The following is a 20,291-nucleotide window of genomic DNA, read 5'->3' on the forward strand; positions in this document are numbered from 1 at the left end:
TCCCGAGAGGCAAAGAGCGCCTCAAGGTCAGAAGCTCCATCCACCTCAAATTCTGAGCGAGCCACTTTCGCTTTTTATTAACATTTGTTACAATAGTAAAAATAGAGGAGGGACGTTATATGCCAAAGGGTTCAGGTAAGGTTATTGCGCAAAATAAAAAAGCATTTCATGATTATTTCATCGAAGAAACATACGAGGCAGGGCTTGTCCTTCAAGGAACTGAAATTAAGTCGATTCGCGCTGGACGCGTGAACTTGAAAGATGCGTTTGCACGTGTACATAATGGTGAAGTATGGGTACATAATATGCATATTAGTACATATGAGCAAGGGAATCGTTTCAACCATGATCCGCTTCGCACGAGAAAGTTACTTCTTCATAAAAAAGAAATTGAGAAGTTAACGGGTGCTTCAAAAGAAACAGGCTATGCATTAGTTCCAGTTAGAATTTATTTAAAAAATGGATTCGCGAAAATGGCACTTGGTTTAGCAAAAGGTAAAAAGCAATATGATAAGCGTAACGATTTAAAAGAAAAAGAAGCAAAACGTGAAATTGCACGCGCGTTCCGTGATCGTCAAAAGATGTAATACAGATATTTACATTTGTAAAACGACGCGCGTATGTTATAATAACTTATGTAAGATTGTTGCACATTGAAAAACAGCTCTTAGTAGCTATCACGATATTTCTTCGTATGCTCCATTTTTATCATGGGGACGTTACGGATTCGACAGGGATAGTTCGAGCTTAGGTTGCGAGTCGAGGGGATCGGCCTCGTTAAAACGTCAAAGCCTATAATTGGCAAACAAAACAATCTTTCTTTAGCTGCTTAATTGCACTAAAGGTTCCTCCCTCCATCGTCCATGTGGTAGGGTAAGGGACTCAAACTAAGTGGACTACGCCGGAGTTCGCCGTCTGAGGGCGAAGGAAGAGAACAATCAGACTAGCAACTTGGAAGCCTGTCGATAGGCCGAAGAGTTCGCGAAATGCTAATATATCGACTACACTCGTAGAAGCTTAAGTGCCGATATTTTTGGACGTGGGTTCGACTCCCACCGTCTCCACCAATACATATTTGGTGGTTTTTTTATTTTGTATGATATGAACCATAACTTTGCCAGATTGGCAAGGTTATGGTTCTTTTTGTTTGTGGCAAAGTTATGCTTTCTCTATACAAATAGATACATCGACTATTCCTAACAGCAAGAAATATCTATTTTAACAGTAATTATTTGTTAGCAGACTTAATTTACGCTCATTTGTTTCAATAAAGAGTGAATCGTATCATTAAGACAGGTATATTAAAAAGCCCCTTCAAATTCTGAAGGGACTTTTTAGTATATAGGAATTGGTTTAAACCCGATATAACATTTCTTAGAAGGGGGCATTGTTATGTTATTCAGGTTTATTGAGGAGCTTTCGTTTGAAGCAACTTTAACCCCATACCAATAAAAATCATTCCTGTTACCTTATTTAGAATCACTCCTACCTTTTGGTTTCCTCTTAGTTTTTTTGTAACATATGAAGAGAAATAAGCAACAAATAAACACCACAATAATCCAGTGGCTGTAAAAGTAAGTCCCAAAATGATAAAGGGAATAGGACCTGAAGCCTTTGTATCTATAAATTGCGGAAGAAACGCAATAAAGAATAAAGAGACTTTTGGATTCGTAAGACTTGTTAAAAGCCCTTGTATATATATCTTTCTAATGTTTAATTTATTGGATGAAGCCTGGAAATCTACATTCGTCTTATCAAGTACCATTTTAATCCCTAGATATACGAGATAGATAACACCAATAATCTTAATGATGTTAAATAATACAACGGATTTTGTAAGTATAATAGATAAACCAAAAGCAACAAATAACGTATGAACTAAAGAGCCAGTAATAATACCAAAAACAGAATACACACCTGCTTTTCTGCCTTGTGAAATACTTCTTCCCACAATATACATGGTGTCCGCACCAGGAATTAAATTTAATAAAATCCCTGTTAGTAAAAACACTTCATAATTAATAATTCCGTACATTTTAGCACCTCTATCTATTTTTTGGTGCCCTTATTGATATTAAAGTAAATAAAAGAAAAACAAAAGTATTTTTTATTTAATCAAAAGATTAACAACTTTTCAGCCTACAACCATTTTTAATGGTCTAATACTTTATTCTATAGTCTAAAGCATTTTTTAAATGAAACAAGATATTCCCAATGAAAAATATTTGATTTTAAATGTTGGAGATGGACCACTACTATTTTTTGTGGCAAGCTTATGGTTCTTTTTGTTTTGTAGTTTTATAAAATGTTTAAGTTGATGGGGGAAGGGTGGTACCCCTGAAAAAGAAAATGAAGAAATAGTTATTGACGATAAACAGGTAGATACTATAGCTACCTTTAATGATTACATAATATGTATTTAAATCTTCATATCCTTTGTGTTTCTATTCATATTTATTGTAAGATTATATAGAGTTCTCCTAATAAGCTGTTACAATGGCCTTTTTTAGGGGTTTCATATTTATAAATTTTAAAATGTTTTTTTGAGATAATTTTTTATCTAACTAAGTTATATTGAAGTAGAGGTGAACCATCGGTGAAGCAGGTGTTAGTAATTAAGAATGAACGGTCTTTAGCGAAGAAAATCGTAAGCGGTTTAAAGAAAGAAGGCCATTTCATTTTAAAACTTCACAATGAAAACCAAGGTTTAAATATAGTATATGAACAAGATTGGGATATTATCATATTGGATTGGGACTCATTAAGTATATCGGGACCAGAAATTTGCAGACAAATACGACTTGTTAAAACGACACCGATCATTATTGTGACCGACAATATTTCTAGCAAGGATTGTATAGCAGGGTTACAAGCAGGAGCAGATGATTATATAAGAAAACCATTTGTGAAAGAAGAATTAGTAGCCAGGGTTCAAGCTATTTTAAGGAGAAGTGACTATATCCAGCAAAATGAGACAAACTTTTTTCAGTTTAAAGATCTCTTTGTTGATGGATCTAGCAATATTGTGAAAAAAGGTAGTGAAAATCTCTCGCTTACGAAGCGCGAGTACGATTTACTCGTATTTTTAATCAAGAATAAAAATACAATATTGAGCCGTGAAATGCTTTTGAATCAGGTTTGGGGATATAACGTAGTAGTAAATCCAAATGTAGTAGACTTATATATTGGGTATGTAAGAAAAAAGTTAAAGTGCGAGAAGAAAGACAGATATATTCAAACGATACATGGCAGAGGCTATTCAATGGTTGAATGATAAAAATAAGATAATAAAATAGTTTCTGTGAAATATTAAAAGACGGAAACTATAAAAAGAAGATTGCTATCAGATAGTTGAATATGAAAAAATTAGCTATTAATGGGCCCTTTTTTGCAGTAGAAATCATGGTTTATAAGGTGCTAATCTATCAGTTAGTACGTGTGGGGGATGGATCTGGTGGAGACTGTATCTAATTTGTTTTTAATTTTGTTAACTCACACCATTCACAAGATTTTCACAGAATTAATGACTATACTTATTTACAGGATGTTCAAATGAAAATGATTATCAATAGCGATTTAGATGCATAAAAGTTACTATCTAATTTAATCTATGGACTTTATCATTTTCGAACTAAATTACATAATAAGGAGTATACGTATGAAAAAAACTATGCTTTTAAAATTAGTAAGTATTCTAGCAATTTTCACTTTAATGTTAGTAGCTTGCTCAGATTCAGGTAAGGAAACTTCGAAAGCTAATAAAGGTGATAGTAGTGATAAGCCAAAAACGGTTGAAATCACTGATGCTCATGGAACTGTTAAAGTCCCTGTAAATCCAAAGAATGTAGTTGCTTTAGATAATAGAACTTTTGAAACTTTAGCTGATTGGGGAATTAAATTAGCGGCTGCTCCAAAGGATGTAATGCCTGCAGATTCAGCATATGTAAAAGATGATTCAGTTAAAAATATTGGGAATCACCGCGAACCAAATCTTGAAATTATTGCAGCGGCAAACCCTGAACTTGTAATCGTTGGTCAAAGATTTGCTGGTCATTACGAAGAAATCAAAAAATTAGTGCCAAATGCAGCTGTTATTGATCTTAATGTTGATGTTTCAGAGAAAGCTACTAAGCCTGGCGAAAACTTAGTAAAAGGACTTAAAGATTCTACAATTACTTTAGGAAAAATCTTTGATAAAGATAAAGAAGCTAAACAAGTAGTAACTGATTTTGATAAATCTATTGAAAAAGTAAAATCTGCTTATAATGGAAAAGATAAAGTTATGAGTGTTATCGTTACTGGTGGAAATATTGGTTTTGCTGCTCCACATTCTGGTCGTGTTTGGGGACCGATGTATGAAATTTTCGGTTGGACTCCAGCATTAGAAGTTGCTAATTCTACTGCAGGTCATAAAGGTGATGACGTTTCTGTTGAAGCTATTGCACAAACAAATCCTGATTGGTTGTTCGTATTAGATCGTGATGCTGCAACATCTGATGCTGCTACTTCAGCTCCTGCTCAAGATGTTATTTCTAAATCACCAGCTCTTCAAAACACAACTGCTGTTTCTAAAAAACAAGTTGTTTATGCACCAGCAGATACTTACACAAATGAATCAATTCAGACTTATATAGAGTTATTTGGAAATATCGCAAAAACTTTAGCTAAGTAGTGTAAAGGAGTACGAAACAGTGTCAAAAAATATGATTTCTAGGGTTGAGAATATTTCTCAACCCCAGTTTTATAATCACAATAAAATATGGACAAAACCTTTTATAATAGCGATTATAGTTGTTATAATTTTAGGGATTATATCACTGTTTACTGGAGTTTATGATATACGTGGACAAGAGGACGGAATGGAGATGTTTTTCATCACTCGTGTTCCGAGAACAGTTGCATTAATGCTTACTGGAGCTGCAATGGCGATGGCAGGGCTCGTAATGCAATTAATTACACAGAATCGTTTTGTTGAACCTACTACAACGGGGACTATTGAATGGTCAGGCTTAGGCCTGCTTTTTGTATATTTATTATTTCCTGCCCCGACTTTAGTTCAAAGAATGACTGGTGCAATCATTTTTTCTTTTATAGGAACTATGATTTTCTTTCTGTTTTTAAGAAGAGTTAAACTTCGTTCGTCTTTAATTGTCCCTATTATTGGATTGATGCTTGGAGCAGTTATTTCTGCAGTGTCTACTTTTTTGGGACTCCTTTTTCAAATGACGCAAAGTATTGAAACTTGGTTCGTAGGTTCATTTGCTACCGTTCAGGTGGGAAGATATGAATATTTATGGCTAATTGTTATCGTTACTTTGCTTATTTTTATGTATGCAAATAGATTGACTTTAGCTGGGCTAGGAGAAGATGTCGCAACAAGCCTTGGAGTTAATTACAATAGAATTGTTCTTTTTGGGACTGGCCTTATCTCTGTTGCAGTTGGAATTGTTGCAGCTGTTATTGGAAACTTACCTTTCTTGGGATTAATTGTTCCAAACATTGTTTCAATGTTTAGAGGGGATGATCTTAGGAGTAATTTACCTTGGGTATGTGTGATCGGAATGGGGACAATAACTACCTGTGACATCATTTCTCGAACAATTATAAAGCCTTTTGAAGTACCTGTTTCTTTAATACTTGCAACAGTGGGAGCAGTCGTGTTTATTACTATTTTATTGAGACGAAGAAAACCAAGGAGGCTACGATGATCACATTAGACTATAAAAATAAAGAAAATGTCGAAATCGATTCTAGCCTTCATAATGAAAGTAGATCAGCTAGTGCCTTTCGTTCTAAGAAGGAAGCAAGACGTTATTGGATTGTACTGATAACATTGATTGCTTTAGGTCTCCTTTCTTCATATGGACTTTTAGTTTATAACAATCCAGTTCCGATAGATTCACCTTCTTTTATCCCAGTTGTTAAGAGAAGGATAATAGCTATTGTTGCGATGATTATTGCTGCAGTTTGCCATAGCTTGTCGACAGTTGCTTTCCAATCTATTACGAACAATAAGATTATTACGCCTTCGCTTTTAGGTTTCGAATCACTTTATTCAGCAATTCATACGAGTACAATATTCTTCTTTGGTGCTAGTGCATTAATAAACTTTAATGGAATTGGATCATTTTTATTCCAAGTTGTTGCTATGGTCTTGATGAGTTTGATACTTTATGGATGGTTACTTTCCGGTAAATACGGGAATTTACAACTTATGCTTTTAGTTGGAATTATTATTGGTACTGGACTGAATTCCGTATCAACTTTTATGAGAAAGCTACTTGCGCCTTCAGAGTTTGATATTTTACAAGCGAAATTATTTGGTTCTGTTAATCATGCAGATCCTGCATATTTTCCTGTTGTAATTCCTATGATTATAGTTGTAGCGGTATTAATTTTTGCTCATTCTAAGAAGTTGAATATTTTATCACTTGGAAAGGATGTTGCTACTTCCTTTGGGGTTAAATATCAACCTAGTGTAATTTATACGCTTGTATTAGTTGCTATTTTGATGTCCATTTCAACAGCTCTAATTGGGCCACTTACTTTCTACGGCTTTTTAGTAGCAACTTTGAGTTATCAGGCGGCTTCAACTTATGATCATAGATATATTTTTCCAATGGCTTTTGCAATAGGATTTTTGATAATGACGAGTGCATACTTTTTAATGTATCATGTATTCAATGCTCAAGGTGTAGTTTCAGTTATTATTGAATTATTTGGTGGAATCATATTCTTAACTATAGTTTTAAGGAAGAGGGCTTTATGATAAAAATTGATAATGTTAAAAAGTTCTATACTGATAAGGTAAAAATAGGACCTTTGGATATTGAAATACCAAAAGCGGGCTTTACTTCTTTAATTGGACCAAATGGTGCTGGAAAGTCTACGACACTATTGATGATTGGAAGACTCTTAGATATGGATGAAGGCCAAATTCAAGTAGCGAATATGGATGTTTCTGAATCCAAATCAAAAGACTTAGCAAAAGTTTTGACTATATTGCGACAAGAAAATCATTTTGTAACGAGGCTTACTATTAGACAACTAGTTGGATTTGGGCGCTTTCCTTATTCAAAGGGAAGATTAACTAAAGAAGATGAGGTTATTATTTCTAAATATATCGATTTCTTAGATTTAACTAGTCTAGAGAATAGATATTTAGATGAGCTTTCTGGTGGTCAAAGACAAAGGGCATATGTAGCGATGGTATTGTGCCAAGAGACTGAATATGTGCTTTTAGACGAGCCTCTGAACAACCTTGATGTTGCTCGTTCTGTTCAAATGATGGAGCATTTGAGACGTGCGGCTAATGAATTTGGAAGAACAATTTTGACTGTTATGCATGACATCAATTTTGCAGCCAAATACTCTGATAAAATTTGTGCTATGAAAGATGGACAAATTGCTGCTTTTGGAACAGTAGAAGAGGTTATGGACCCAACAATTTTGACAGATATTTTTGAAACAAAAATAGAAATTATCAATGGTCCTTATGGGCCAATTGCTGTGTATTAGTTACAAAATGAGTATGCAAAAAAGCTGCTGTCTATATTTTATAGGCAGCAGCTTTTTTTATGCGATTGCCGATGATAGCTCTGTCCCACAGGTATTTCATTACTTCCGGCCCTGCGACGCTTCCAACAATAAACTTGTAAATTACTCATAAAATGTAAAGGAATGCTTCAATTTTTCAAGTATCTACCAAACGGAAAATTTATTTCTGTATAACTTTTTATGAGGATTCAGTTTGGTTCTTAGTATGTAATATTGCATATAAGAGTGTATTGATAAAAGTGTAAGGGGTCACTATAATGAGGGCATAAAGATTAATCACATTTTCGTAGCAATAAAAAAGGAGGAAATAATATGGAAATCGCAATGGCAGTTTTGAAATTTGTAGGTGGCGTAATCCCGTTAATTCAAGAACTTTTAAAAGCATTTATGTAGGTTTATTAGTTAGCTATCATTTATCAATCATTATCATATCTTACTAAAAAAAGAACGGGGTGATTTTTCTGAATATTAAGAAAAACACTAAAAGAAGAAAGTTCCTTGCATGTTTATTAGTTAGTCTATGCACTATTAATTATTCATCTATTTCCTTCGCAGAAACACAAGTAGGTAATGCAACTGATGTAATCAAAAATGCTAGTGGCATTGATACTGGTATAGCAAATCTTAAATATAATAATCAAGAGGTTTTAGCTGTAAATGGTGATAAGGTAGAGAGTTTTGTTCCGAAAGAAAGTATCAATTCAAATGGTAAATTTGTAGTAGTGGAACGCGAGAAAAAATCACTTACAACTTCACCAGTCGATATTTCGATTATTGATTCTGTGGTGAATCGTACGTATCCAGGAGCGGTACAACTTGCAAATAAAGCTTTTGCAGACAATCAACCGAGTTTATTAGTGGCTAAGAGAAAGCCTTTGAATATTAGTATAGACTTACCTGGCATGAGAAAAGAAAATACAATTACTGTCCAAAATCCGACATATGGTAATGTGGCTGGAGCAGTAGATGATTTAGTATCTACTTGGAATGAAAAGTATTCTAAAACACATACGTTACCTGCAAGAATGCAGTATACAGAATCTATGGTTTATAGTAAATCACAAATCGCAAGTGCCCTGAACGTTAACGCTAAATATCTCGATAACAGTCTAAACATCGATTTTAATGCGGTTGCAAATGGAGAGAAGAAAGTGATGGTAGCGGCATATAAGCAAATATTTTATACCGTAAGTGCTGAACTACCTAACAATCCATCCGATCTTTTTGATAATAGTGTTACTTTTGGTGAGTTAACTCGTAAAGGTGTAAGTAATTCGGCTCCACCTGTTATGGTTTCAAATGTAGCTTATGGTAGAACTGTTTATGTAAAATTAGAAACAACATCTAAGAGTAAAGATGTACAAGCTGCTTTTAAAGCCTTACTTAAGAATAACAGCGTCGAAACGAGTGGACAGTATAAAGATATTTTTGAAGAAAGTACCTTTACTGCTGTAGTATTAGGCGGAGATGCGAAAGAGCATAACAAGGTTGTTACTAAAGATTTCAATGAAATCCGAAATATCATTAAAGATAATGCTGAATTAAGTCTTAAAAATCCAGCATATCCAATTTCATATACAAGCACTTTCTTAAAAGATAATGCAACTGCTGCTGTTCATAACAATACAGATTATATTGAGACGACAACTACAGAATATTCAAGTGCTAAAATGACACTTGATCATTACGGTGCTTACGTTGCTCAATTTGATGTATCTTGGGATGAATTCACATTTGATCAAAATGGGAAAGAAGTACTAACACATAAAACATGGGATGGTAGCGGCAGAGACAAAACAGCTCATTACTCTACAGTTATCCCTCTTCCACCAAATTCAAAAAATATAAAAATCGTAGCTAGAGAATGTACTGGTCTTGCATGGGAATGGTGGAGAACAATTATTAATGAACAAAATGTTCCATTAACAAATGAAATAAAAGTTTCAATTGGAGGAACAACATTATACCCAACGGCTAGTATTAGTCATTAGGTATAAAAAAGCGCCCTGTAATCAGGGCGCTTTTTTACTTAGTCACAAATTTTACTCTTTCCAAAACTGTTCTAGCAAAATAACGATCATAGTACCTACGAGTAATCCGTTACTTAAAACATATTGTAAGAAAGAAGGAACTCCGCTAAATGCACTTTCTGGAAGAAACATTATTCCCAAACTGATTAATAATGAAATTCCTAATATAGTTAATCGGCGTTGCTTTAATTCTTCACGTAAAATGGATTGAAATGAAATGCCTATTACTTGGACAAATGTAGCTAAAAGTGCAGAATTAGCAATAGGACCTGGTAGCAAGGATATAAAGTTTACAATTGAGGGGATAAAAGAAATACTTGCTAATATAAGACTTGCTATAAGAAACGACTTCACCTTTTTTTGACCTGTTAGTTGAATAAATCCTGCTGATGCAGGTAATGGTACAATTCCAATTGTAGAGAACAATGATGAGATAATATGTGATATACCTCCGACCCATACACCACGGTTCAGTGTTTGCTTTTCATTTTCTTTAGATAACGGAGCCACTTGTTTTACAGCCGAAATAGCAGCAATTGTATTTGCAACTAAAAGAAAGGTAAATAAAGTCGCAGTTAGAGTCATTCCAATATCGAATCTAGGTGTGCCCCAAGCAAATATCTCTGGTAACTTAACTAGCGTTGTATGTGAAGGCATATGAGATGATTTTCCTAATACTGCATACAAAAGCCAACCGCATGAAATTCCAAGTAACACAGCGTAACTTTTCATCCATCCTTTCCCTTTAATTGATAAGAAAGTAATAAGGGCAAAAACAAAGAGCGCAATAGTAGCTGTTGTATAGTCGGGATGAGTTGCAGATTCTTGTAATCCCATCATTCCTTTTAGTAATACACCACTAAGCTGAAGTGCTAAGATTAAAAGAAAAGTTCCTGTAACTAAAGGGGTAAATAAACGTAAGGTTCGATGAACAAGCCCTGTTATACCAAGAACGAAGAGTAATATACCTGCAATAATTAACCCGCCTTCTAAAAGTTGTAATACATCTTTTGCACTTTGTCCCTGATGCATAGCTACTTGTCCCAATATGACAAATATACTTACCCATGAACCTGCTGGCCCATCCGCTATGGGATAGCAATGCCCAAACCACGCTTGTAGAAACGAACTTACTCCCACGACTAAAAAAGTCCGCTGCATTAATGTTGAGATATCTTCTATTGGTAAATGGAATATGCCACCAATAATGATAGGTAATGCAATTGCATTTGCTAATAGAAACACAAACCATTGTAGAATACTAAAGCTCGTATCAAAGTATTTTTTATTCATATTAGTCTCCTTTGCTGAAAAAGAATCGCATAGTAAAAATCCATCCTTTCTACACCGTTAGATTAAAAAGGATGGATTTTGTAAATCTATAAAATTATTTTAATTATATAGATAGATTTTTAATTAATCACCAAGTACGGAATGGTAAGAATTTCCCGTTAAGTGTAATCACGATACGAGGATCGCCGCCTTTTGGATCTTCTTGTGTATCCACACCTAGGTTGAAGTTAATCGCACTCATTACGCCTTCGCCGGCTTTTTCTAAGATTAACTCTCTAATAGTTGGTGCATATTGTAACATCATTTCATATAAACGATATGCAATTGGGTCAGTAGGAGGCATTTCCATTACTTGGCCGCGAAGTGGAACTACTGTTAATGCTTGAACTACTTCTTCATCTAATTCTAATAGTTTACCGATTTTTTCTGCTTCTGGACGTGTCATTGTAGCTTGTCCTAATAACGCTGTTACAACCCAAGTCTCAGAGTTTTCACTTACTTTTGCAATTTCTTCCCATGTTAAACCTTTTGCAATTTTTGCTTCTAAAATTTTTTTTGTAGCTTCTGGTCGATTCATATCTAATACTTGTCTTTTCATATCTAATAACTTCCCTTCGTGTAAGTAATATTAATTATTTTGTTTCACCATGTAATGCTTTATATCCATCTACCACTACATCTAATTTCCCTGTATGTGGATCAATAACTAAACCGTGTACAGGAACATCTTTTGGAATAAGTGGGTGATTTCTTACTAAATCAACATTAGCTTGTGTTGAATCGCAAACATCATCGAATCCGAATAACCATTTTTTAAGGTCAACACCAGCATATTCAATCGCTGATAAAATTTCTGGTGAAGCTACTCCACGATCTAATATTTTTTGAAGTGTTCCTTTTGGATTCGTTTGGCTCGCACCACATCTATGGTGTCCAATAAGGAAGATTTCATCTGCATTTAAATCGTATACTGACGCGACAACACTTTGCATAACACTATCGAAAGCAGAAGCAATTTTACCACCTGCATTTCTGATAACTTTTGCATCACCATCGTGTATATCTAAAGCTTTTGGAAGTAGCTCAATTAAACGAGCATCCATGCAAGAAACAACAACCATACGTTTTTTAGGCATTTTTGTCGCTTCACGAGGAGCGTATTCCTTATTTTCTACAAATTGTTCATTGAACGATAGAATTTCTTGTAATAACATATTTGTAACCTCCTTTAAATCTAGATGTATTTTTTTGTTGCGTCCTCTGTGTTATAAGTAAATATAACTGATAAATAATGTGATGTAAGAGGATAAACTAAGTATAGTGAATTGTATCGATAAGCAGAATAAGTTGGCGAAACACTTTCTGGCTTTCTACTTTCACGGTGAAAGGATTGGTTTATATCATTGATCAAACAGATTTTGAGATACTGAAATTATTAGGAGAAAACTCAAGAATACAATGGAAAGAACTTGGTCAAAAAATACATATGACGGGGCAGGCCGTAGGAAATCGAATTCGAAGATTAGAGGATTTAGGGATTATTGAACAATATACAATTGCAATAAATCGAATCAAATTAGGACAAGTAGTGACTGCATTTGTTACTTTGTTCGTAACAACAGCTAATCACCAAGAGTTTATGAATTTCTTTCAAGGAGAAGAAGGGATTTCTGAAGTACACCGTATAAGTGGTGAGGGGTGTTATTTATTAAAAACACATTTTGCTTCCAATGAAGAATTAGATAACTTTCTAGGACGACTATTAAAATACGGGAATTATCGTGTTAACTTATCAATAGGAAAGTTGAAATAAGGTTTCTTTTCCTTGGAGGGGATGGCAACATTATTTGCTAAACCTTATTTGTATAGAGATAATGAAGTCGTTTCATGTGTATCTTAAATAGTCAGAGCCTTACTACAATTTATGTGTAGTAAGGCTTTTTAAAGCTGTTAAAAAAATGAGGGATATTATATTCAACAATCGTGCTGAATTGTTGAGGGGGATATAAGACAATTTTTTTCAAGGGAATCATAAATGATTTTTCTTTAAAAAAATCCTGCAGCTCAGTACAGGATTTGTAATCAAACGTTTTTAAAAGCTAAATTGTGGTTTTATATCACCTTTATAAGGCTCATGTTCAACGAATATAGTTATGTCTTTACCCGCTTGGTCTTTACCAGTTCTTTTATACGTAAATTTCTTATTATTCAGTTCAGTAAGTTCAAGAGCCGCACCATATTTATTATTTCCAATTGAAACATGAGCTCTTATTTTATTTTCATGTACAACATCGAAGTAGCCATAATCACCGCGGCTTTGACCTGTTTCGCTATTGAAGAACTCGTATTTATTAGACTTGTCATCAAATTTTGCTAGACTTATAAAATTCGAATTAAACTGCGTTACATCATTACCGGCTTCATCTAATACCTTTGTTCCATGCCAAAGGGTTCCGCCTAAAATTTTATCTCCATCCACGTTTTTTACGATATCACCTGTAGTAGAGTTTAGCTGCTTATCCGGATCCGTGAAAGAAAGCTCTTTTTCTTTATATGGAACATGTTCAACGAAAACTTCTACATCTTTACCGTTAGCATCTTTCCCCATTCTTTTATAGGTAAATACATTTTTATTTAGCTTTGTCATGTCAACAACAGCTTGATACTTCATTGATTCTGAAATTAATATTCTTTTCTTCCCATCATTTGTGACAAAGAAAGTTCCTTTATCGCCACGGCTTGCACCAGTCTTAGCATCAAAAAATTCATATCTTCCTGACTTCGCATCATATTTTGCAAGACCAATGAAGTTTGCATTTTCTTTCGTTAAGTCATTTTTATCTTTGTCATACACTCTTGTACCTTGCCAATTTGTCTCGCTAAGAATATTAGCCATTTTTTGCCCTTTAGTTAACTTATTTTCCTTTTTAGTATCTTTCGCAGCTTGTTCTTGTTTTTGTTTACTATGATTTTCTTCAGCTTTCGTGCCAGCGCAACCTGTTAATGCTAATGTGAATCCTAGCAGTATGGATGATAGTACTTTTGTTTTTTTATTCATTTTTATCGTCTCCTTATTGTATGATTTTAGTTAGTACGGTTTGCGATTATAGTAGCAGTCCGTCCTTTTAAATTTTTGTTATATGAAAAGATTCAGGTGGGAGCAACGAACTTAGTTACTACGTTTATCATGTTAATCCCCGAGTATAAACTCCCTCTAAATAAATCATTAAAAAAAGATAAACTAATTCCTAAAAAATTTTCATATTTATAAAAAACAATCGCTGGCTTACTGGATGGCCCTTTCGAACGCTTATCAATTTTTTTCTGATACCTACGAGTAATCGAAAAATACATAGTAAAGGAAGAAGGAAAGCCATTAACAATAATGTAATTTCTAATAGAGTTAATTGATTGTATTGTAAAAGTTTTTAAGATGAATTGTAGGGGAAATGAAGATCTTATAGAAGGGATTCTTAGAGGAAGGGGATGTCCATGTTCGATTCAACAGATTTTAAAATTATAAAGTTACTACAAGAAAACGCTAGAATGAACTGGAAGGAAATTGGAGAGAGAGTACATTTGACTGGCCAGGCTGTTGGGAAACGAATTAATAAATTAGAAGAGGCAGGTGTCATTCAAAAATATACGATAGATATCGACAGGGCTAAGTTAGAAGGGTCTATTATGACGTTTGTGACACTATTTCTGCATGCACCACATTACCATAATCAAATTCAAACCTTTTTTGAAAAAACGGACGTAATTACTGAAATGTATCGTATAAGTGGCGATGGCTGTTATATCATGATTCTTCACACATCTTCACATCAACAATTAGAAGAGACTCTTGCAGATGTTTTACATTATGGTGATTATCGTATAAATACTGTTATTAAGACAATTGAAAAAAAGAAAGAATAAGATATTTATCCTTTCTTTTTTTATATGGAAATGGAATTCTTTATTTGTTTTTGTTTATAAAACTGTTTGCTGACATGACTTTTGCATAAATATCACCAAACTCTAATGCGCTCATGAATGACTGATGAGCGTGTACTGCGGGGATTAGATTTCCTTGAAATTCTAAATCTTTTGTTGTACAAGCATCTTCAATTACAACACATTGAAATCCTAAATCACTGGCAGCACGTACTGTTGCATCAATACATACATGAGTCATCATGCCGCAAATGACTAGTTGATCTATTTTTTCCTTCTTTAATGTTTCAAATAAATTGGTTCTTAAAAAACTGTTAGGGTGATGTTTTTGTATGACTCTTTCGTTAGCGATTGGCTGTACATCATCATGAATTTGAACACCTACTGTTTCAGGTAAGAAGAAAGTAGCTCCTTCATTGTTCGCAATATGTTGTACGTGAATAACTGTGTTATATTTTTCACGAAATACTTTCAAGACTTCTTTCGCTTTTTGTGCGGCTTTTTCAGGTTGATGCAATTCCATATTGCCGCCTTCAAAGTAATCATTTTGCATGTCGATTAATAGTAACGCTTCGTTCATAGTTAATCCCCCCACATATATTTGTACAGTACGTTGTTTGTACTGTACCGTTATTATATAAAGTGTAGGTATGTGCAGGTAATAATGTCATGAAACGATTTTAACGCATACAGTTTCATTGTGAAAAAGCTAAAAGATACAAAGTAAAGATTGGGGAAACGGCTATATTAAACGTAAATATCAGGATGGTGAAGTGTTAGTGAAAGAGGACGATCATATTTGATTTAACACTTTTGTAAGTATAATTTTGCTATAATAAATGCGTACTTACACGAAGGGGAGTTTAAAGATAAAATGAAGTCGTTTAATATCGATCATCTTATAGCTAGTGTTTTGCAATGGATATTAAATATAGCTTTAATTATATTATCCATTGTGTTATCGATTTTCTTAGTGAATGAGACAATCACATTTGTGCAGTATATCTTTTCGGAAAAGGAGTATACATCGTATAAATTGGTTGAAAGTATTATCGTCTACTTCTTATACTTCGAGTTCATCGCATTGATTATTAAGTATTTTAAGTCGAATTATCATTTTCCGTTACGTTATTTTATTTATATCGGAATTACGGCTTTAATTCGATTAATTATTGTATCTCATGAGGAACCGATGGAGACGTTGTTATATGCGGGATCCATTCTTGTTTTAGTTATTGCTTTATACATATCGAATATGAGAGATTTGAGAAAAGAGTAGTGCAGACATAAGTTTGCGCTATTTTTCATTTTTTCGTTAATAAGTTGTAAATTTCGACATGAAATTTTTATATTAGTTTATCATGTTTTTGTAATAAGGAAATCTAAAAAGGAGTGATGTGATTCATGTTTAATAAATTTTTGGGGAATTCAAGAGCAAAAAAGATTTGTGGAATTGGGGCATTAGCAACTTTAATAGGTTTTTCGTCGTTAGGGTCAGTTAGTGCAGGCGTAGCTTGCACTAACTTTTTATGTCTTGACCTTCAAGTTGCTTGAAAGTTTACAATGTAAATAGGGCGTTTGAAATTGAAAAAAATTGAGAAATTAAGTGAAGAGGTTTCTTTTACTTGGAGGTTATAACAATGAGTCAGGAATTGAAGTTACGTCCTTTAGAACGGGAAGATTTAAAGTTTGTACACGAACTTAATAATAATGCCCATATTATGTCGTATTGGTTTGAAGAGCCGTATGAGGCATTTGTGGAGCTGCAGGATTTATACGATAAACATATACATGATCAAAGTGAACGCCGATTTATCGTTGAGAAAAATAATGAGATGGTTGGATTGGTCGAATTAGTGGAAATCGATTATATTCACCGAAGAACTGAATTCCAAATTATTATTGATCCTAATTATCAAGGGCATGGCTACGCAGCAGAAGCGACGCGTTTAGCGATGGATTACGCTTTTTCTGTATTAAATATGCATAAGATTTATTTAGTTGTGGATAAAGAAAATGAGAAAGCAGTCCATGTGTATAAAAAGGTTGGATTTATAGTGGAAGGCGAGCTTTTAGACGAGTTTTTCGTTGATGGTAACTATCATAATGCGATAAGAATGTGTATGTTCCAGAAGGAATATTTTAAAAATAAGTAGTTGAATGATTTGGAGGTAATGTTGACGCTTCGTAAAACTGTATGCTAAAATCCCTTTTAAGTATTAAGGAAGGTGCAGAACATGCTTTATATAAAATTTGTAAAACTCATTAGAAAACTTTGCTCCGCACAAATGTATACGGTGAAGCGTTGTACGGAGCTTAATCAAGGGGCATAAATCCCTATATTCATCGACTGAATAACTTTTCTAAAAAAGTATAGTTTATCTATGCTTATTTGGTTATGGTTTTTCAGTTGATGTATAAAATAGATTAAGGGGCCATAGACAATGCTTTGTCTATGGCCCTTTGTGTATATTATTCCAATGAGCTTTTACTGTAAATTGGAGTAGTATGGGAAAAACCACGAAGCAGAGGGCTAGTGTCGAATGACGCTATCTCTCTGCTTTTTTAATTTCAGGAAAAGAGGAATAAAAATGAGTTTACTTAAAGTTGAAAGTTTATCACATAGTTTTATAGATAAAGTATTATACGAAAATGCTTCTTTTGATTTGTATAAAGGGGAACATATGGGGATTGTTGGACAGAATGGTGCAGGGAAAAGCACATTAATGAAAATATTGGTAGGGGAAATTATTTCTGATAAGGGGAGCATTAAGTGGCAACCTAATATTCAAATTGGACATCTTGATCAATATGCAGAAATTGATGGGAGCTATACCATTTCACAATATGTAAAGCGAGCCTTTTATGATTTGTTTGAAATGGAAAAGAGAATGAATAAGTTATATGAAGAAAGTGCGATGACTGGAGATGAGAATCAACTATTGAAAGCAGCTGAAATACAAGAACAGCTTGAGGCTCGTGATTTTTATTCAGTAGACAGCGTAATAAATAAGGTGGCAGCCGGTTTAGGTATTGATGCGATTGGGATGGATCGTGTTATTGATGAATTAAGCGGAGGACAACGGGCAAAGGTAATTTTAGCAAAGCTTTTATTAGAAGAGCCTACTATTTTATTACTAGATGAACCGACAAACTTTCTTGATAAAGAGCATGTTGAATGGCTTGCTAATTATTTAGTGAATTTTGAAGGGGCGTTTATTGTCGTGTCACATGATTTTGACTTTCTAGAAAAAGTGACTTCTTGCATATGTGATGTAGAGTTTGGAACGGTGAAGAAGTATTGCGGCAAATACTCAGATTTTGTAAGACAAAAGGAGCATTTGCGAAAAGATTATATTCGCCAATACTATGCACAGCAAAAGAAAATTGAAAAAACGGAAGAGTATATTCGTAGAAATATTGCTGGAGTGAATTCAAAAATAGCACAAGGACGTAGAAAGCAGTTGCAACGTATGGAAAAAATTGCGCCACCAAGTTTTACTCATAAACCGTCTATTCATTTTCAGGAACTTCCTATTTCGGTTCAGACAGTTCTGGAAGTAAATAATCTTGAAGTTGGTTACGATTTTGCTCTCTTACCAAAATTGGATTTTTCAGTGATGGGTGGGCAAAAACTTGTTATTACAGGGTTCAACGGAGTAGGGAAATCTACTTTATTAAAAACAATCGTTGGAACTATTTCTAGTATTGCCGGAGAATTTCACTTCTCAGAGCAAATAAAGATTGGATATTATGAGCAAGATTTAAATTGGAATAACGATAATTTAACGCCGCTTCAAATTATTTCGGAACAGTTTCCTAAACTAAATGTGAAGGAGGTACGTCATCATTTAGCTGCATGTGGTGTGAAAGATACTCATGTTTCACAAGAAATTCGTACGTTGAGTGGTGGTGAACAATCAAAGGTTAAATTATGCGGATTATTATTATCACCTTGTAATTTCTTAATTTTAGATGAGCCGACAAATCATTTAGATGCAGAAGCGAAGGGAGCTTTGCAAAAGGCACTCATTCAGTTTAAAGGTAGCATTATACTCGTATCTCACGAAGCAAGTTTTTATCTTGATTGGGCAGATAGTATTTTTGATATAGAGACAGGATTAGTTAAGGGGGTGTGAAACATATGAGTGGAAATGATTGGGAAAAGAAAATTATTTTATTTTTGACCGCTCAAACGATCTCTTTGTTCGGTTCCTCTCTCGTGCAATACGCGATTATATGGTATATCACCTTAACAACATCGTCAGGGTTAATGTTGACCATTTCAACTGTTTGCGGATTCCTACCGCAAATTGCAATATCTTTATTTGCAGGTGTTTGGATTGATCGTTACGACCGTAAAAAGATGATTATGTTATCGGACGGGAGTATAGCAATTGCTACGTTAGTTTTAGCAGTTTTATTTTTAACAGGATATAAAAGTATTTGGTTACTTTTTATAGTACTACTCATTCGTTCAGCTGGGACAGGGGTACAAACGCCAGCTGTGAATGCGTTAATCCCACAAATCGTTCCGAAAGATTATCTTATGAAAGTAAATGGGATAAATAGCGGTATTACATCTTTAATTATGTTTCTTTCTCCAGCAGCAAGTGCTGCAATTCTTTCTATTGCTAGCATTGAAACGACATTTTTTATTGATGTTATTACGGCTATGATTGGAATTAGTATTATGTTTATCATTCAAGTGGAGAGACATGTGAATACAGAGAGTAAGCAAAAATCTAATTTACAAGGTATAAAAGAAGGCTTTGCTTACTTAAAAGAAAATGTATTTATTAAAAGGCTACTCTTTTTATTAATCATTGTCATGATTTTAATAAGTCCAGCCGCCTTTTTAACACCTTTAATGGTAACTCGTTCTTTCGGTGCAGAAATGTGGAGACTTACTGCTAGTGAGATGACTTTTAGTGCGGGGGCGGCAGCTGGTGGCGTATTGATTGCGGCATGGGGTGGTTTCCGTAATCGTATGCATACAACAGCGCTAGCTTGTGCGTTGTATGGACTGCTTATGATTGGACTAGGGATTGCTCCGGTATTTATTGTGTATTTAGTATTTAACTTTTTAATTGGTATAACAATGCCGTGCTTCAATACACCGGTTACCGTGTTATTGCAGGAAAAAGTAGAACCTTCTATGCACGGACGAATGTTTAGTCTTGTACAAATCGCTAATTCATGCGCGTTTCCTTTAGGAATGATAATATTTGGTCCATTGGCTGATATGTTTAGTGTAGAAATTTTGTTAATTTATGCTGGGATATTCGTGCTATTGTGTGCGATTTATGTTGTAGTAAGCAAGAGGTTTGAAGTGTAAATATTTATGTTTGAAAAGGTTTGTGAGGCAATTTAAGGTGCTTCATAAACCTTTTTCTATTTATAATAATCAATAATTATTTATTGTAAAACAATAAATAATTATTGACGAATGATTTTGTTTTAGGTAATATG

General features: G+C 34.1%; 19 protein-coding genes and 1 other RNA gene. 14 read left to right on the forward strand and 6 right to left on the reverse strand.

The window, feature by feature from the left end; genetic code table 11:
- Positions 1 to 119: 119 nt before the first annotated feature.
- Both smpB and ssrA read left to right on the forward strand, forming a co-directional pair.
- Positions 120 to 587 (forward strand): SsrA-binding protein, encoded by a 468-nt coding sequence (gene smpB / locus AC3WTA_RS21075; RefSeq protein WP_001123908.1) that lies wholly within the window; start codon positions 120 to 122, stop codon positions 585 to 587.
- Between the two features lie 125 nt (positions 588 to 712).
- Positions 713 to 1,067, forward strand: a transfer-messenger RNA (tmRNA) gene (ssrA, locus tag AC3WTA_RS21080).
- 338 nt (positions 1,068 to 1,405) lie between these two features.
- Here ssrA and AC3WTA_RS21085 read toward each other — a convergent pair.
- Positions 1,406 to 2,035 carry a LysE family translocator gene (locus tag AC3WTA_RS21085; protein WP_492333012.1) on the reverse strand — a complete coding sequence of 210 codons (630 nt, stop codon included), beginning with the start codon at positions 2,033 to 2,035 and terminating at the stop codon, positions 1,406 to 1,408.
- Positions 2,036 to 2,596: 561 nt separating this feature from the next.
- Here AC3WTA_RS21085 and AC3WTA_RS21090 point away from each other — a divergent pair.
- The 6 genes from AC3WTA_RS21090 to alo all read left to right on the forward strand — a co-directional run bounded on the left by AC3WTA_RS21090 (position 2,597) and on the right by alo (position 9,548).
- A complete protein-coding gene (locus tag AC3WTA_RS21090) occupies positions 2,597 to 3,274 on the forward strand; it encodes a response regulator transcription factor (RefSeq protein WP_492333013.1) in 678 nt (225 codons plus the stop codon).
- Positions 3,275 to 3,658: 384 nt separating this feature from the next.
- Positions 3,659 to 4,672, forward strand: coding sequence for a siderophore ABC transporter substrate-binding protein (locus tag AC3WTA_RS21095; protein ID WP_492333014.1), 1,014 nt, complete (start codon positions 3,659 to 3,661; stop codon positions 4,670 to 4,672).
- 19 nt (positions 4,673 to 4,691) lie between these two features.
- Positions 4,692 to 5,708, forward strand: coding sequence for an ABC transporter permease (locus AC3WTA_RS21100; RefSeq protein WP_000042060.1), 1,017 nt, complete (start codon positions 4,692 to 4,694; stop codon positions 5,706 to 5,708).
- On the forward strand, positions 5,705 to 6,769 hold the full coding sequence (locus tag AC3WTA_RS21105) for an iron chelate uptake ABC transporter family permease subunit (RefSeq protein ID WP_492333015.1): 1,065 nt from the start codon (positions 5,705 to 5,707) through the stop codon (positions 6,767 to 6,769). The genes AC3WTA_RS21100 and AC3WTA_RS21105 overlap by 4 nt, the downstream gene beginning before the upstream one ends.
- Positions 6,766 to 7,518, forward strand: a complete 753-nt coding sequence (locus AC3WTA_RS21110) for an iron ABC transporter ATP-binding protein (protein ID WP_215600787.1) — start codon at positions 6,766 to 6,768, stop codon at positions 7,516 to 7,518. Before AC3WTA_RS21105 ends, AC3WTA_RS21110 begins: the two co-directional genes overlap by 4 nt.
- Before the next feature lie 491 nt (positions 7,519 to 8,009).
- On the forward strand, positions 8,010 to 9,548 hold the full coding sequence (gene alo, locus AC3WTA_RS21115; RefSeq protein WP_070169206.1) for an anthrolysin O/cereolysin O family cholesterol-dependent cytolysin Alo: 1,539 nt from the start codon (positions 8,010 to 8,012) through the stop codon (positions 9,546 to 9,548).
- A 51-nt stretch (positions 9,549 to 9,599) separates the two neighbouring features.
- Here the strand turns inward: alo and AC3WTA_RS21120 are convergent, their stop codons facing one another.
- The 3 genes from AC3WTA_RS21120 to AC3WTA_RS21130 all read right to left on the reverse strand — a co-directional run bounded on the left by AC3WTA_RS21120 (position 9,600) and on the right by AC3WTA_RS21130 (position 12,094).
- Entirely contained in the window at positions 9,600 to 10,880 is a 1,281-nt protein-coding gene (locus tag AC3WTA_RS21120; RefSeq protein WP_492333016.1) for a purine/pyrimidine permease, read from the reverse strand.
- Between the two features lie 127 nt (positions 10,881 to 11,007).
- Positions 11,008 to 11,457 (reverse strand): cyanase, encoded by a 450-nt coding sequence (cynS, locus tag AC3WTA_RS21125; protein ID WP_033657709.1) that lies wholly within the window; start codon positions 11,455 to 11,457, stop codon positions 11,008 to 11,010.
- 55 nt (positions 11,458 to 11,512) lie between these two features.
- Entirely contained in the window at positions 11,513 to 12,094 is a 582-nt protein-coding gene (locus AC3WTA_RS21130) for a beta-class carbonic anhydrase (RefSeq protein WP_000926488.1), read from the reverse strand.
- A 167-nt stretch (positions 12,095 to 12,261) separates the two neighbouring features.
- On the opposite strand from AC3WTA_RS21130, the gene AC3WTA_RS21135 reads away from it, so the two are divergent.
- A complete protein-coding gene (locus AC3WTA_RS21135) occupies positions 12,262 to 12,693 on the forward strand; it encodes an Lrp/AsnC family transcriptional regulator (RefSeq protein WP_002096214.1) in 432 nt (143 codons plus the stop codon).
- Positions 12,694 to 12,972: 279 nt separating this feature from the next.
- Here AC3WTA_RS21135 and AC3WTA_RS21140 read toward each other — a convergent pair whose 3' ends face one another.
- On the reverse strand, positions 12,973 to 13,938 hold the full coding sequence (locus AC3WTA_RS21140) for a DUF4822 domain-containing protein (protein WP_001036744.1): 966 nt from the start codon (positions 13,936 to 13,938) through the stop codon (positions 12,973 to 12,975).
- Positions 13,939 to 14,372: 434 nt separating this feature from the next.
- On the opposite strand from AC3WTA_RS21140, the gene AC3WTA_RS21145 reads away from it, so the two are divergent.
- Positions 14,373 to 14,801: an Lrp/AsnC family transcriptional regulator gene (locus AC3WTA_RS21145; RefSeq protein WP_223270633.1), complete on the forward strand. Its 429-nt coding sequence runs from the start codon at positions 14,373 to 14,375 to the stop codon at positions 14,799 to 14,801.
- A 40-nt stretch (positions 14,802 to 14,841) separates the two neighbouring features.
- Here the strand turns inward: AC3WTA_RS21145 and AC3WTA_RS21150 are convergent, their stop codons facing one another.
- The gene (locus AC3WTA_RS21150; protein ID WP_064476230.1) at positions 14,842 to 15,399 is read right to left on the reverse strand and encodes a cysteine hydrolase family protein; all 558 of its coding nucleotides are present in this window, start codon (positions 15,397 to 15,399) and stop codon (positions 14,842 to 14,844) included.
- Between the two features lie 294 nt (positions 15,400 to 15,693).
- Here AC3WTA_RS21150 and psiE point away from each other — a divergent pair, with 294 nt between their 5' ends.
- From psiE to AC3WTA_RS21170, 4 genes are all read left to right on the forward strand, one after another.
- Positions 15,694 to 16,098 (forward strand): phosphate-starvation-inducible protein PsiE, encoded by a 405-nt coding sequence (gene psiE / locus AC3WTA_RS21155; RefSeq protein ID WP_000834706.1) that lies wholly within the window; start codon positions 15,694 to 15,696, stop codon positions 16,096 to 16,098.
- Between the two features lie 361 nt (positions 16,099 to 16,459).
- Positions 16,460 to 16,975, forward strand: coding sequence for a spermidine N1-acetyltransferase (speG, locus tag AC3WTA_RS21160; RefSeq protein ID WP_000076834.1), 516 nt, complete (start codon positions 16,460 to 16,462; stop codon positions 16,973 to 16,975).
- A 435-nt stretch (positions 16,976 to 17,410) separates the two neighbouring features.
- Positions 17,411 to 18,958 (forward strand): ABC-F family ATP-binding cassette domain-containing protein, encoded by a 1,548-nt coding sequence (locus AC3WTA_RS21165; protein WP_492333017.1) that lies wholly within the window; start codon positions 17,411 to 17,413, stop codon positions 18,956 to 18,958.
- A gap of 5 nt (positions 18,959 to 18,963) precedes the next feature.
- On the forward strand, positions 18,964 to 20,157 hold the full coding sequence (locus AC3WTA_RS21170) for an MFS transporter (RefSeq protein WP_000016325.1): 1,194 nt from the start codon (positions 18,964 to 18,966) through the stop codon (positions 20,155 to 20,157).
- Positions 20,158 to 20,291: the final 134 nt, after the last annotated feature.

Source organism: Bacillus sp. EB106-07-01-XG149, assembly GCF_058791555.1.

Coding starts and splice junctions, on each gene's coding strand:
- smpB (WP_001123908.1), top strand. CDS start 120: ATGCCAAAGGGTTCAGGTAAGGTTATTGCGCAAAATAAAAAAGCATTT.
- AC3WTA_RS21085 (WP_492333012.1), bottom strand. CDS start 2,035: ATGTACGGAATTATTAATTATGAAGTGTTTTTACTAACAGGGATTTTA.
- AC3WTA_RS21095 (WP_492333014.1), top strand. CDS start 3,659: ATGAAAAAAACTATGCTTTTAAAATTAGTAAGTATTCTAGCAATTTTC.
- AC3WTA_RS21105 (WP_492333015.1), top strand. CDS start 5,705: ATGATCACATTAGACTATAAAAATAAAGAAAATGTCGAAATCGATTCT.
- AC3WTA_RS21110 (WP_215600787.1), top strand. CDS start 6,766: ATGATAAAAATTGATAATGTTAAAAAGTTCTATACTGATAAGGTAAAA.
- AC3WTA_RS21120 (WP_492333016.1), bottom strand. CDS start 10,880: ATGAATAAAAAATACTTTGATACGAGCTTTAGTATTCTACAATGGTTT.
- cynS (WP_033657709.1), bottom strand. CDS start 11,457: ATGAATCGACCAGAAGCTACAAAAAAAATTTTAGAAGCAAAAATTGCA.
- AC3WTA_RS21130 (WP_000926488.1), bottom strand. CDS start 12,094: ATGTTATTACAAGAAATTCTATCGTTCAATGAACAATTTGTAGAAAAT.
- AC3WTA_RS21140 (WP_001036744.1), bottom strand. CDS start 13,938: ATGAATAAAAAAACAAAAGTACTATCATCCATACTGCTAGGATTCACA.
- AC3WTA_RS21145 (WP_223270633.1), top strand. CDS start 14,373: ATGTTCGATTCAACAGATTTTAAAATTATAAAGTTACTACAAGAAAAC.
- AC3WTA_RS21150 (WP_064476230.1), bottom strand. CDS start 15,399: ATGAACGAAGCGTTACTATTAATCGACATGCAAAATGATTACTTTGAA.
- psiE (WP_000834706.1), top strand. CDS start 15,694: ATGAAGTCGTTTAATATCGATCATCTTATAGCTAGTGTTTTGCAATGG.
- speG (WP_000076834.1), top strand. CDS start 16,460: ATGAGTCAGGAATTGAAGTTACGTCCTTTAGAACGGGAAGATTTAAAG.
- AC3WTA_RS21165 (WP_492333017.1), top strand. CDS start 17,411: ATGAGTTTACTTAAAGTTGAAAGTTTATCACATAGTTTTATAGATAAA.
- AC3WTA_RS21170 (WP_000016325.1), top strand. CDS start 18,964: ATGAGTGGAAATGATTGGGAAAAGAAAATTATTTTATTTTTGACCGCT.